15 protein-coding genes are annotated in these 12670 nt (G+C 72.5%); 6 read left to right on the forward strand and 9 right to left on the reverse strand.

Features of this window, described 5'->3' with window-relative positions; genetic code table 11:
- Positions 1–31: 31 nt before the first annotated feature.
- Complete coding sequence (locus ACIPYW_RS02970) at positions 32–1102, reverse strand: lactonase family protein (protein WP_400410593.1); 1071 nt, start codon at positions 1100–1102, stop codon at positions 32–34.
- Complete coding sequence (locus ACIPYW_RS02975) at positions 1099–1419, reverse strand: chorismate mutase (RefSeq protein WP_290132839.1); 321 nt, start codon at positions 1417–1419, stop codon at positions 1099–1101. Before ACIPYW_RS02975 ends, ACIPYW_RS02970 begins: the two co-directional genes overlap by 4 nt.
- A gap of 66 nt (positions 1420–1485) precedes the next feature.
- Here ACIPYW_RS02975 and ACIPYW_RS02980 point away from each other — a divergent pair, with 66 nt between their 5' ends.
- The gene (locus ACIPYW_RS02980) at positions 1486–1890 is read left to right on the forward strand and encodes a DUF1304 domain-containing protein (RefSeq protein WP_400410595.1); all 405 of its coding nucleotides are present in this window, start codon (positions 1486–1488) and stop codon (positions 1888–1890) included.
- Between the two features lie 130 nt (positions 1891–2020).
- On the opposite strand, the gene ACIPYW_RS02985 is transcribed toward ACIPYW_RS02980, so the two are convergent.
- Positions 2021–3031 carry an iron-siderophore ABC transporter substrate-binding protein gene (locus ACIPYW_RS02985; protein ID WP_400410597.1) on the reverse strand — a complete coding sequence of 337 codons (1011 nt, stop codon included), beginning with the start codon at positions 3029–3031 and terminating at the stop codon, positions 2021–2023.
- A gap of 54 nt (positions 3032–3085) precedes the next feature.
- Here ACIPYW_RS02985 and ACIPYW_RS02990 point away from each other — a divergent pair, with 54 nt between their 5' ends.
- Positions 3086–3955 (forward strand): shikimate dehydrogenase family protein, encoded by an 870-nt coding sequence (locus tag ACIPYW_RS02990; protein WP_400410599.1) that lies wholly within the window; start codon positions 3086–3088, stop codon positions 3953–3955.
- Here the strand turns inward: ACIPYW_RS02990 and ACIPYW_RS02995 are convergent.
- On the reverse strand, positions 3942–4334 hold the full coding sequence (locus ACIPYW_RS02995) for a YchJ family protein (RefSeq protein WP_400410601.1): 393 nt from the start codon (positions 4332–4334) through the stop codon (positions 3942–3944). The genes ACIPYW_RS02990 and ACIPYW_RS02995 overlap by 14 nt on opposite strands.
- A 31-nt stretch (positions 4335–4365) precedes the next feature.
- On the opposite strand from ACIPYW_RS02995, the gene ACIPYW_RS03000 reads away from it, so the two are divergent.
- Positions 4366–5034, forward strand: a complete 669-nt coding sequence (locus ACIPYW_RS03000; protein ID WP_400410603.1) for a hypothetical protein — start codon at positions 4366–4368, stop codon at positions 5032–5034.
- 4 nt (positions 5035–5038) lie between these two features.
- Here ACIPYW_RS03000 and ACIPYW_RS03005 read toward each other — a convergent pair whose 3' ends face one another.
- A complete protein-coding gene (locus ACIPYW_RS03005) occupies positions 5039–5629 on the reverse strand; it encodes a hypothetical protein (RefSeq protein ID WP_400410605.1) in 591 nt (196 codons plus the stop codon).
- Between the two features lie 114 nt (positions 5630–5743).
- Here ACIPYW_RS03005 and ACIPYW_RS03010 point away from each other — a divergent pair, with 114 nt between their 5' ends.
- The 3 genes from ACIPYW_RS03010 (at position 5744) to ACIPYW_RS03020 (ending at position 9546) form a co-directional block, all read left to right on the forward strand.
- Positions 5744–7147: an alpha/beta fold hydrolase gene (locus ACIPYW_RS03010; protein ID WP_400410607.1), complete on the forward strand. Its 1404-nt coding sequence runs from the start codon at positions 5744–5746 to the stop codon at positions 7145–7147.
- Entirely contained in the window at positions 7144–8736 is a 1593-nt protein-coding gene (locus ACIPYW_RS03015; protein WP_400410608.1) for a GMC family oxidoreductase, read from the forward strand. Before ACIPYW_RS03010 ends, ACIPYW_RS03015 begins: the two co-directional genes overlap by 4 nt.
- Positions 8737–8814: 78 nt before the next feature.
- Positions 8815–9546, forward strand: coding sequence for an SOS response-associated peptidase (locus ACIPYW_RS03020; RefSeq protein ID WP_400410610.1), 732 nt, complete (start codon positions 8815–8817; stop codon positions 9544–9546).
- Positions 9547–9622: 76 nt separating this feature from the next.
- Here the strand turns inward: ACIPYW_RS03020 and ACIPYW_RS03025 are convergent, their stop codons facing one another.
- From ACIPYW_RS03025 to ACIPYW_RS03040, 4 genes are all read right to left on the reverse strand, one after another.
- Positions 9623–9952: a hypothetical protein gene (locus tag ACIPYW_RS03025; RefSeq protein ID WP_400410611.1), complete on the reverse strand. Its 330-nt coding sequence runs from the start codon at positions 9950–9952 to the stop codon at positions 9623–9625.
- Between the two features lie 101 nt (positions 9953–10053).
- A complete protein-coding gene (locus ACIPYW_RS03030) occupies positions 10054–10383 on the reverse strand; it encodes a hypothetical protein (RefSeq protein ID WP_290132850.1) in 330 nt (109 codons plus the stop codon).
- A 390-nt stretch (positions 10384–10773) separates the two neighbouring features.
- On the reverse strand, positions 10774–11331 hold the full coding sequence (locus ACIPYW_RS03035; protein WP_400410613.1) for a low molecular weight phosphatase family protein: 558 nt from the start codon (positions 11329–11331) through the stop codon (positions 10774–10776).
- A gap of 2 nt (positions 11332–11333) precedes the next feature.
- On the reverse strand, positions 11334–12638 hold the full coding sequence (locus tag ACIPYW_RS03040) for an adenylosuccinate synthase (protein WP_290132852.1): 1305 nt from the start codon (positions 12636–12638) through the stop codon (positions 11334–11336).
- Between the last annotated feature and the right edge of the window lie 32 nt (positions 12639–12670).

A 12670-nucleotide genomic window follows, 5' to 3' on the forward strand; every position in this document is an offset into this window, starting at 1 on the left:
CCGCGCAGCGCACGCGACCCGACACGAGCGATCAGACCGGGACGATGCAGGCCGGCGTGCCCACCGCGATCTGCGCCACTGCCTCGCCCGGGACCCCGTCGGCGCCGACGGGCAGCACCGCGATCGCGTCCGACATCTGGTTCGCGACGAGCAGGTACCCCGGCACGCGGGCGAAGTGCCGCGGCCACGTGCCACCTGCCGGGGCCGAGCCGATCAGGGTGAGTCCCCCGCCCGAGGCGTCGAGCACCACGATCACGTCCCGCCCGCGGACCGCGACGACCACGCGCCCGTCATCGTCGACCTCGAGGTGACTGAGCAGCGACTCCCCGACCGCACCGTCGAACGTCGGCGCGGAGGCCACGACCGTGAACGAACCGGAGTCGTCACGGCGGAGACGGTGCACCCGACCGTCGAGCTCGCCCGCGACGATGAGGTCGCCGTCGTGCCAGGCCATGTGCCGCGGGCCGACGCCGGGCGCGACGTGGTGCACCCGAACCGACTCGACGGCGGGTCCGGCGGTCACGCGGAACTCGTGCAGCGCGTCGCCACCGAGGTCGGCCACGAGGACCGTGCCGTCCGGCGTCGCGGTCGACTGGTGGGCGTGCGGTCCCTCCTGTCGGTCCTCGACCGGGCCGGTGACGTCCGGGAGCACCGCGGTGGCCACGGCGGACTCGGGCACGACGATGCGGTCGGCCGTGCCGTGTGCTCCCACCACGCCGTCGCTGGCGAGCACCGAGGCTGCGTACGACTCGGCGCGCTCGAGGGACACGGCCGTGACGGTGCCGGAGGTGTAGTTCGCCACGACGAGGGCGCCCGACGGGTCCACCCGGACGTGGCAGGGCGCGTCGCCGCCGGCGGTGGCGTCCCACAGGTGTTCCAGACCACCGGCGGTCCGGCGGAAGGCCGAGACGCTGCCGTCGGCGGTCTCGGAGACGGCGTAGACCCGGTCGCCGGAGACGGCCAGGAACGACGGGTCGTCCATCACGGCCACGGTCTGGGCGACGCCGTCGTGGACGAGGGAGATCCCGGTCGCGGTGCCACCGCCGGTCGCCGTGTAGGAGCCGACGAGCAGGTCGGGCAGGTCGGGCAGGTCGCCGCTCATTCGCCGCCGCCCGCGATGCGCTCGTGGTGGTGGATGACCTCGGCGACGATGAAGTTCAGGAACTTCTCCGCGAAGGCCGGGTCGAGGTGTGACTCGGCGGCGAGGTCGCGCAAGCGTGAGACCTGCACCTGCTCGCGAGCGGGGTCGGCCGCGGGCATGCCGGCGGCGGCCTTGAGGTAGCCGACGCGCTGCGTGTACTTGAAGCGTTCGGCGAGCATGTGGATGACGGCGGCGTCGATGTTGTCGATGCTCTGCCGGATGCTCTGCAGTTCGGCGACCGCAGCCTGGTCGTGCGCGGGCGTCTGGTCGTCGCTCATGCACCGAGCCTACTGGCCGCGGCTGGCGGCACCCACGTCGGTTACGAGGCTGCCAGAATGGGAGCCATGACGGCTCTCCTCGTGATCTCGAGCGTGTGCGCGGTCCTCGCCGGACTCGTGCACGTGTACATCTTCTTCCTCGAGTCGATCGCCTGGACGAGCCCGCGCGTCCGACGCATCTTCAGCGTCGAGACCGAGTCCGACGCGCTCGCGACCCGGTCGATGGCGTTCAACCAGGGCTTCTACAACCTCTTCCTCGCGATCGGCGCGATCCTCGGCGTGATCCTGATCGCGGCGGGCAACGGCGCGGTCGGGTGGCCGATCACGGTCTTCGCCACCGCGTCGATGCTCGGGGCCGCGGTCGTGCTGCTCGGGTCCGGTCGCCGGTACCTCCGCGCTGCGTTGGCGCAGGGCACGCTGCCGTTCCTCGCGCTGCTGTCCGCGCTGCTCGGGTCGACGTTCGGCGCCTGACCGCCCCTGCAGGACGGCGCGCCCCGCAGGGACGGCGCCGCGACGACGCTCCTGCACAGGATGACGCCCCACCCGCACGCACGACGCCCCCGCCGGGATCCGGCGGGGGCGTCGTGCGTGCGGCCAGGTCTCAGCCGAGCTTCTCCGCGAACTGCGACGGCAGCTTGTCGAGCGCCCACTCGATCGCGGCTGTCGTGCCGAGCGAGAACGCGGAGGACACGTCCTTGTCGTCGAACACGATGTCGTGACCGGCCTCGACCGACGGCACCTTCTGGAACAGCTTGTTCGAGGTCGCTTCCGACGCATCGACGAAGATCGGCAGGATGAGCGTCAGGTCGGCGTCGAGCAGGTCGAGGTTCTCGTCGGAGAGGCTCACCGCGAACTGCTTGCCGGCCTGCTGGTCGATGGCCTTCGGGATGGTGAAGCCGAGGTTCTCCATGAACTGCGACCGGCTGTCCGACGAGGCGTAGGCACCGAAGCCCTCGGAGGAGTACGAGCCGACGACGGCGGTCTTCCCCTCGAACTCCGGGTGCGCCTTGCGGGCCGCGGCGTAGGCGTCGTCGAGGCCGGAGAGCAGCTTCTTGCCCTCGGACTCCTTGCCGAGCGCCTTCGCGATCATGTCGACCTGCTGCTCCGTGGTCGCGAGGTAGTTCGCACCACCCTTCGGCACCGCGACGGTCGGCGCGATCGCGGAGAGCTTCGCGTAGCGGTCGGCGTCGCCCGAGCTCTTGACGTCGAGGATGACGTCCGGCTTGAGCTTGATGATGTCCTCGTAGCTCGGCTCGAGCGTCTGGATGATCTTCGGCGACTTCATGTAGGCGCCCTTCAGCCACGGGCCGACGCCGTCGCCGCCGAAGCCGAGCCAGTCGCTCGCGCCGACGGGCTGCACCCCGAGCTCGAGGGCCGTCTCGGCGTCACCCCAGCCGAGGGCGACGACGCGCTCGGGCGCGCTCTTGATCTCGGTCGTGCCGAGCGCGGTGGTGATGGACACCGGGAACTGTCCGTCGGCCTTCGCCGAGGAGGACGCGTCGTCGGTGGAGGTGCCGGAGCCGGACGCGCAGCCGGCCAGGACGAGGGATGCTGCGACGACGGCGCCCGCGGCTGCGAGCGCGCGGCGGAGTCGGGAAGAGGAGCGGGTCACAGAGGTAAGGGTACCCTAAGTCATCCGGGCAGGGAGCCTGGGTACGCTGACGGGGTGCAGTACTCCGATCCGGCCCGCTCCCACCTCGCGGTGCTCGGCTCCCCCATCGCACACTCCCTCTCGCCCACCCTCCACGCAGCGGCCTACGACGTGCTCGGGGTGCCCTTCACGTACGGGAGGCACGAGGTGGCGTCCGACGGGCTCGGTGCGTTCGTCGCGGGGCTGGGTCCGGAGTGGCGCGGGCTGAGCCTGACCATGCCGCTCAAGCGCGAGGTGCTGCCGCTCCTGGACCACACGACCCCCCTGGTCGACGAGCTCGGGGTCGCCAACACGATCCGCTTCCGCACGGTCGGTGCCCGTGTCGAGCGGCTGGGGGCGAACACCGACGTGGAGGGGCTGGTCCGGCCGGTCGAGGCGCTCGGTCACCTGCCGGGCGAGGCCACCGTCCTCGGCGGCGGCGCGACCGCGGCGAGCGCCGTCACCGCGGCGGTCCGGCTCGGCGCCGTCCTCGTGCGGGTGTTCCTGCGCGATCCGGCGAAGTCGCGGCGGCTCGTCGACCTCGCCGTCCGGCTCGGTGTGTCGCTCGAGGTGCACCCGCTGACGGACCTCCCGGGGACGCATCACGGGTTCGTCCTCTCGACGCTCCCCGGTGGCGCCGCGGACGGCCTCGACCTGACGCCGTCGGACCCGGACGCGGTGCTCTTCGACGTCGCGTACGAGCCATGGCCGACCGCTGCCGCCACCCGGTGGTCCGACGCCGGCGGCCGGGTGCTCAACGGCCTCGACATGCTGACCGAGCAGGCGATCGGGCAGATCCGGTTCTTCCTGACCGGCGACCAGGACCAGCTGCTCCCCGACGAGGCCGCGGTGCGTCGGGCGATGCGGTCCGCGGTCGGCCTGGAACCGTCGATCAGCCCGCGCTGACCACGCCGTCGACGTACAGCCACCGACCGTCCTCGCGGACGAAGTCGCTCGTCTCCTCGAGCACGCCGCGTTCGACGTCCGCGCGCCAGTACGCGCGGAACGCGACGGTGCCCGCAGTGTCGAACGGCCCGCCGGCGCGGGAGGCGACGATGTCGAGCCGGGTCCACCGCTGCGAGCCGTCGAGGTCGAGCGACGCCGGCCGGGTGCTCGGGTGCCAGGTCGCGAGCAGGTACTCCGGCAGCCCGAGCGCGAAGGCGGTGAACCGGGAGCGCATGAGCCGTTCGGCGGTGGGCGCGGGAGCGCCGGCGTGCAGCGGGCCGCAGCACTCGCCGTAGGGGTTGCCGCTCAGGCAGGGGCAGCGGTCGGTGTCGGCGGTCACCGGACGACGGTAGCGCGTGTAGGCAGGAGCGGTGTTCCGACTGGGCTGGCAGGTGTTCCGCACGCGGCTGCCCGAGCTCGTCTCCGACCGTGATCGGCGGCGCCTCGTGCTGGTGGCGTCGATCGTCGCGCCGGTGGTGACGGTCGGGCTGCTCGTCGTCGCCGCGCTGACCGAGGGGATCACCGTGGTCGGCGTGGTCGTGGCGCTGCTGTTCGGGGTCGCGGCCGGCGGGTTCGCGACGGTGTTCTGCCGCATCGGACCGAAGGGCTGGGCGATCCCGCCGGTGCCGGCGATCGGCTGGCGCACGCAGGAGGCGGTCGCTCGCTACTACGGTCGCAACCCTCCGGCGGTCGCACCGGAGCACCGGGACATCGTGCTGCAGAGCATCGCGGTGCACCGCGACCCGGTCGTCCGCACGACGCTGCAGAGCTCCTTCCTGCTCGGATCGTGGGTGTTCGGGCTGCTCGGCGCGCTCGTGCTCGGACTCACCGGGTCGACGGCGCACGGCCCCGTGTTCCTGTACGCACCGGTCTGGCCCCTGATCGCCGGCGGGTACGGGGTCATCGGGTTCCGCACGCTCGGGCGGCAGGAGCAGCTGCGCGTCGAGGCATCCGCGCTCCCGCCGGTGCCCCCGGTGCCCCCGAAGCGCGGTCGTCCGGGAGGCCCGAGCGGCAGCAAGCTCGCGCTGCCCGGGGAGTGACCGGTCAGTCGGTCGTCGCGGGCTCCGGCGCGTCGAGTGCCGCGCGCCGAGCGCGTTCGGTCCGCCCGAGGTCGGCGAGGTACCCGGGGAGCGAGAGCGCGTAGCCCGCGACCCAGAGCAGGGGGAACCACTGCGCCCAGCCCGCGACGACGCAGGCGACCGCGGCGGCGACACCCCCGCCGAGGAGCGGGCCGGCACGGCCGATCAGGGCGATGAGTCCCCGGCGGAGCAGCATCGTGTCGGCGAGGACGGCGTCGCGGTCCTCGGGCGCGACGGGCACGGCGCGTCGACGGAGGTACCGCTTCGTCGTCGGCCGGGCGGCGAACCGCAGGTCCACGCGGACCGGCCGGCCGTTGATCGTCGCGGCGGGGTCGAGCGGGCGGCGGGTCGGCACGCAGCCGAAGACCAGCAGCCCGACCCCGAGCGCGAGGAATGCGATCGCGACCACGCTGCGGACGAGACCGGTGCCGGCCCAGCCGAACCGTGCCTCCAGGGCGGAGAGCGCGACCACGCTGACGACGGTCGCCGCTCCCGCGATCCCCGCCGCTCGGCGGACGCGGGCGCGGTCGAAGACGTCGCCGGCGTGGCGGTGCAAGACGGAGCACCCGAGTCGGAACACTCCTCATGTCCTACCCCATGTCACCCGGTTCGAGGGGCGGGGTACAGGGCTGGTCGGTGTCCACATGGCGCGGCGCGTAGGAACGAACGCATGCCCGCCACCGCGTTCTGCCTCCACGCCCTCGGCTCGAGTTCCGAGGAGTTCGCGTTGCTGCACGACCGGCTGGAGGACACGATCGACCTCGTCGGCATCGACCTGCCCGGCTTCGGGTCGAGCCCGGCGTCCTCCGGCACGACCGTCGAGGACATGATCGAGCGGGTCGAGCGGGCCATCGGCCGCAGCGGCGTGACGGAGTGGGCGCTCGTCGGGCACTCGATGGGCGGGAAGGTCGCGGCGATCGTCGCGGACCGGACGGTGTCGGGCGCGAACGGACTGTTCGGCCTCCGTGGTGTCGTGCTGCTCGCCGCGTCGCCGCGCTCCCCCGAGCCGATGGGCGAAGACCGCCGAGCGGCCATGCTCGACTGGGCGGCCGCCGGACACATCACCACCGACCACGCGGGCGAGTTCGTCGACGCGAACACCGCGACGACGCTGCCGTCCGACCGGCTGCGGTCTGCCGTGCACGACGTCGAGCGCGCGGACCCCGAGGCCTGGCGCGCCTGGCTCGAACGGGGCAGTCGCGAGGACTGGTCCGACGACACCACGAACCCGGTACCCGCGCTCGTGCTCGCCGGCGCCGAGGACGGCGACCTCGGACCGACGGCGCAGCAGGAACTCGTGCTGCCGCACTGGTCGAACGGGACCTTCGCGGTCGTTCCGGGTGCCGCGCACCTGCTGCCCTGGGAGCAGCCCGACGACGTCGCCGACCGCATCCGCGCGTTCTGGGAGCGGCACGCCGCCAACGGTCCGGTCGTGCCGGAGGAGCACGCCCGGGTGATCGCCTCCCCGCGGGTGAGCGCGACCACCCGTGGTGCGTTGGCGGTCCGGTCGCTCGCGGACGACCCCGACGCGGACCCCCTGGCGCTGTCCCGCGCGCAACTCGACACCCTCCGTGCCGTCGCCGCGGTGGTGGTGCCGCAGACGGGCGAGCGGACGGTCGACGTCGCGCTCCGGGTGGACGCGCAGCTGGCGGACGGCGTCGGCGACGGATGGCGGCCGGACGGCTTGCCGACGGACGTCGAGGCGTACCGGGCGGCGCTCGACGAGCTCGGCGGGGCGGTCTCGCGTGGCCCGGTCGACGGGCCCGTCGGCGGCGACGTGCTCGCTGCCGTCCTCACCGCGATCGACGACGGCTCCTACGAGCCGGCCGGACCGATGACGGTCGCGCAGCTGTCCGCCTGGGCCGAGGACGTGGCGGTCGACCTGGCGAAGCAGTGGCTCGCGCACCCGGCGACCATGGCGGCGATCGACTACGACGGCTACGCGAACGGCGGCGACGGGGTGCGGAAGCAGGGCTTCCAGCTGCTCGGGGCCGGCCAGCGCGAGGCGTGGGAACCGGGGGCGCCGTCTCCGATCCCCCGGACGGACACGACGGAAGCAGGTGCGACGCGATGAGACTCGACGGACAGCGGCACTGGGACGAGGACGATGTCGTCGACGTGGTCGTCGTCGGGACCGGGGCCGGCGGCGCACCGCTCACCGCGGCCCTCGCACGACGCGGGCTCTCGGTCGTCGCGCTCGAGGCCGGACGGAACACCGAGCCGGGCGACCACACCCCCGACGAGGTGCTGGCCCCCGCGGACGTCAACTGGATGGACGAGCGGATCAGCGGCGGTGACGCCCCGACCGCGTTCGGGCCGAACAACAGCGGCACCGGTGTCGGCGGGTCGACGCTGCACTGGGGCGCGTTCACGCCGAGGCCGAGCCGGCACGACCTGCAGCTCCGGACCGAGACCGGGAAGGGCGAGGACTGGCCGATCGACCACGACGAGCTGACCGGGTACATCGAGCAGGTCGAGCACGACGTCGGCGTCGCCGGACCCGAGCACTACCCGTGGGACCCGTCCCGTCGCTACCGCATGCGCCCGCCGGCGCGGAACGCGTCCTCGGACATGATGATGCGCGGCACCGCGGCGCTCGGCATCACCGCGACCGACGCCCCCGTCGGCCTCACCACCGAGGACCGGCACCAGGAACACCACGGCCTCCGTCAGGCCTGCGTCTCGTGCGGGTCGTGTCACCAGGGCTGCCGGAACGGGTCGAAGGTGTCGATGGACACCACGTACCTGCCGGCAGCGGTGGCGTTCGGTGCCGAGATCCGCCCGGAGGCGTTCGTGCACGGCATCGAGCTCGACGCACTCGGCCGTGTCGAAGCGGTCGTCTACCACCAGGGCGGCCGGGACCACCGGCAGCGGTGCCGCTCGCTCGTCCTCGCAGCGGGTGGGGTCGAGACGCCGCGACTCCTGCTGCACACCGAGCTCGCGAACTCCAGCGGTCAGGTCGGGCGGAACTTCACCGCACACGGGGCGACGCAGGTGTGGGCGACGTTCGACGAGTCGATGCGGTCCTACCGCGGGTACCCGTCGTCGATCATCACCGAGGACTTCGTGCGGCCGACCGACGCCGACTTCGCGGGCGGCTACCTCATCCAGAGCCTCGGCGTGCAGCCGCTGACCTTCGCGACGACGCTCGTCCGGGGCGGCGGGCTGCGCGGGAAGGCGCTCGTCGACGCCATGCGGGACTACCCGCGGATGGCCGGGGTCGGCATCAACGCCGAGTGCCTGCCGTACGACGGGAACCGCCTCGAGCTGACCGACGAGCTCGACGCCCACGGGGTGCCTCGGGCACGGGTCACGTTCAGCCCCGGCGAGAACGAGGACGCGATCGAGCGGCACGCCGTGAAGACCATGACCGCGATCGTCGAGGCCGCCGGTGGACGCGACGTCCGCGTGCTCGAGCGGACCGCGCACACCATCGGCACGGCCCGGATGGGGACCGACGCCTCGTCGTCCGTCGTGGACCGGGACGGCCGGTCGTGGGACGTGCCGAACCTCTGGGTCTGCGACAACTCGGTGTTCCCGAGTGCCGTGATCGCGAACCCGGCGCTGACGATCATGGCGCTGTCGCTGCGGACGGCGGACCGGATGCTCGCGGGTGTGCCGGACGGCGGCGGGTCGCGGGAGACGGTGGGCGCGCGAGGCTGACGCTCGGCGCGGGCGGTGCGCGCGGGCGTGGGCGCGCGGGCACGGGCGCCTGTCGGCGGTCCCGGGCAGACTGGCGGCATGTGTGGAAGGTTCGTCGTCTCCGACACCACCGCCGACCTGCTCCCGGAACTCGTCGGTGAGCTCGCCGCGCGCACCGAACACGTCGACGAGGACACCGGTGAGGTCCGCGCTGGCCTGGCCCCGAGCTGGAACGTCGCCCCGACCGACCCCGTGTACGCCGTCCGACAGCGGCACGGGCACCGGGAACTCCCGCAGATCAGCTGGGGGTTCGTGCCGAGCTGGGCGAAGGACTTCCAGAAGCAGCGCCCGAAGCCGATCAACGCCCGCATCGAGACCGTCGCGACGAGCGGCATGTTCAAGCGGGCGTTCGCGACGAACCGGTGCATCGTGCCCGCGCAGGGCTACTACGAGTGGGTCGTGCGCGAGGACGGCAAGGAGCCGCACTTCGTCCACGAGCCCGGCGGCGCCCTCGCCATGGCGGGCGTCGTGAGCGCCTGGCCCGACCCGACGAAGCCCGAGGACGACCCGGACAAGTGGCGGCTGTCGCTCGCGATCATCACGCGGGACGCCCACGTCGCCCCGGGTGAGGTACACGATCGGATGCCGGCGTTCCTCACGCCCGACGGCTACGACGACTGGCTCGACGGCGAGCTCGGGACGGACGACCTGCTCGCCCTGCTCGACCACGAGTCGCTCGCGGTCGCAGCCGGGCTCGAGCAGTACGAGGTCGCACGGACCGTGAACAGCGTCCGGAACCAGGGACCGCACCTGATCGACCCCGTCGGCTGACGATCGTCGGGCCGACGACGAAGACCCCGCCTCGCGGGCGGGGTCTCTCGTGGTGTGTCGGTGGGTGGGACGCAGATCAGTCCAGCGTCCGCCGGACGTCCGGCAGGAGCACGTGGAGCCGTTCGGCGAGGCGGTCCTGGGCCTCCTCGAGGCTCCGGAAGTCTCCGACGTACTGACCGAAGGTGTCCGACACGAAGAAGTGCGCGCCCTGCTGGTCGACGACTCCCCCGTAGTACCCGCCGTAGTTCGCTGCCCAGAGACCAGCGTCCGCCTCGGACCACACCACGTGTACTCGGGCCGGCGCCTCGGGCGAGACGATCCCGTCGCCGATCCCGGTGATGAGCTCGATGGTCGCCGTGTCGACGTCCACCTCGGTGTGCTGGCCGGACGCGACGGGGGTGCTCATGGTGGTGCTCCTGGTGCTGGTGGCGCGGTGCGCCGTGGTGCTGTGCGGTGTGCTGTTGTCGGTGGCCCCGTCCGATGACGGGCGCGGATGGTCGCCCGGCACTACGCGACCGGCCGGATGACGGCCGGGAGCATGACGTGCAGCTGGTCGGCGAGTCGGCCCTGGGCTTCCTCGAGCGACCCGAAGTCGCCGACGACCAGGCCGAACGTGTCCGACGCGACGTACCGGCCGTCGCGCTTGTCGACCGAGCCCCCGAAGTAGCCGCCGTAGTTGGCGACCCACTCGTCCTCGTCCTCCTGGGTCCAGGTGAGCTTGGCGCGGCTCGCACGCCCGTGGACGGCAGCGTCGGCCTCGAGGATCGCGATCGTGTCGACGGTGTCGGTGTCGAGCGTGACCTCGGCTCGCGTGTCGGTCTGGACGGTCGTGCTCATGTCGTGCTCCTTCGCGTTCCGGGGTACATCTGCTGACACCAGAACGCTACGAGACAGCACGGTCCACACGCCACCCGCCCGCGTGCATTCACGGGTTGCGTCAATGCTCTCCATCGCCGAGGCCCGGGTTTCCGGGGGCTGATGACGACAATTCGGGGTACACGTCCCCCGACGGGGTACTCGCTCCGTGGATGAACCGGATCCCGGGGTACAGCGTCGATGACGCCCCCGCGAGACTCGGCGACGCCCCCGCGAGACTCGTGGTGGGCGACGACGTTCGCGCTCGCGGCCGCGAGACTGGTCGCTCAGCTCGAGACTCGGCAGCACGCAGCCGCAGGCAGCACCCAGGCAGCAGGCGGCAGCCAGCCGCCAGCGGCCAGCAGGCAGCGCTCAGCGCACCGCGCGCAGGGCGTCCGCGATCGTCGCCACGGCGGCCCCGATCTCGTCCGCCACCCGGGCGTGCGTCGCCGTCGACCGACGGTAGGGGTCGTCGACGTCGTCGTCCGCGGGGTCGACCGGGGGCGGCACCGAACCCCGGAGCCGAGCCACCCGCTCGACGAGTTCCGGCACGGTCGACACACCGGAGAGGTCGGCGGGCTCCAGCGCGTCGAGCACCCGTGCGAACTGCACGATCGTGAACGCCCGCTTCGTGGCACGGGGAGCGAGGGAGACCACCGCGGCCCGGTGCGCTCGCTCGGCGGTGAGCACGAGGTCCGCGGCACCGGCGATCGCGGGGGTGAGGTACCGCGCACGGTGGTCGTCCGGCGAACCGCCGAGCCGACGCGACTGCGCGGCAGCGGCCTCGTCCATCGGGGCGCCGTCCTGCGCGATGGTGCCCGCCGACTCGACCGTGAACGCAGGGGCGTCACGGCCGAGGCGGGCGGTGAGGACCTGTGCGCCGAGCGGAGACCGGCAGAGGTTGCCGCTGCAGACGAACAGGACGCGCATCGTCAGGACGCGGTCGGTGCGGCGCCGAGGAGGTCGTGCCGGACGACGATCGCGTCACGGCCGGGGCCGACGCCGATGGCCGAGATCCGGGCGCCGGACATCCGCTCGACGGCCAGCACGTAGTCCTGCGCGGCCTGCGGCAGGTCCTCGAACGACCGGGCGCCGGTGATGTCCTCGGTCCAGCCGGGGAACTCCTCGTAGATCGGCTTGGCGTGGTGGAAGTCCGACTGGTTCACGGGGACCTCGTCGACGCGCTGGCCGTCGACCTCGTACGCCACACAGACCGGGATGGTGTCCAGCCCGGTGAGGACGTCGAGCTTGGTGAGCACGAAGTCCGTCACGCCGTTGATGCGCGCCGTGTACCGGGCGATCGGGGCGTCGTACCAGCCGCAGCGGCGCGGACGTCCGGTGGTGGTGCCGAACTCGAAGCCGTTGGCGCGCAGGAACTCCCCCGACTCGTCGAACAGCTCGGTCGGGAACGGCCCGGCGCCGACGCGGGTCGTGTACGCCTTGACGATCCCGATGATGCGCTCGAGCTTGCCCGGGCCGATGCCGGAGCCGGTGGCGGCACCGCCGGCGGTCGCGGAGGAGGACGTCACGAACGGGTACGTCCCGTGGTCGACGTCGAGCATGGTTGCCTGGCCGGCCTCGAAGAGCACGGTGTCGCCGCGTTCGAGTGCCCGGTGGATCTCGAGCGCGGTGTCGGCGACCATCGGGCGGAGTCGGTCGGCGAACGAGAGCAGCGACTCGACGACCTCGTCGGCGTCGATCGCGCGGCGGTTGAACACCTTCACGAGGAGGTGGTTCTTCTGGTCGAGGGCAGCCTCGACCTTCTGCCGCAGGATGTTCTCGTCGAAGATGTCCTGGATGCGGATGCCGACGCGGTTGATCTTGTCGGCGTAGGTGGGGCCGATGCCCCGGCCGGTGGTGCCGATCTGCCGCTTGCCGAGGAACCGCTCGGTCACCTTGTCGATGGTGCGGTGGTAGTGCGTGATGACGTGGGCGTTGGCCGACACGAGCAGCCGGGAGACGTCGACGCCGCGGGCCTTCAGCGCGTCGAGCTCCTGGAAGAGGACCTCGAGGTCGACGACCACGCCGTTGCCGATGATCGGGGTGACCCCGGGCGTGAGGATGCCGGACGGCAGGAGGTGCAGCGCGTACTTCTCGCCGCCGACGACGACCGTGTGCCCGGCGTTGTTGCCGCCGTTGAACTTGACGACGTAGTCGATGCGGGACCCGAGGAGGTCGGTGGCCTTCCCCTTGCCCTCGTCGCCCCACTGGGCGCCGATGATGACTGCTGCGGGCATCTGGTTCTCCTCACGTTGGCGGAGGACCGCAC

Source organism: Curtobacterium sp. NPDC089689 (genome assembly GCF_044749145.1).
Classification (GTDB): domain Bacteria; phylum Actinomycetota; class Actinomycetes; order Actinomycetales; family Microbacteriaceae; genus Curtobacterium.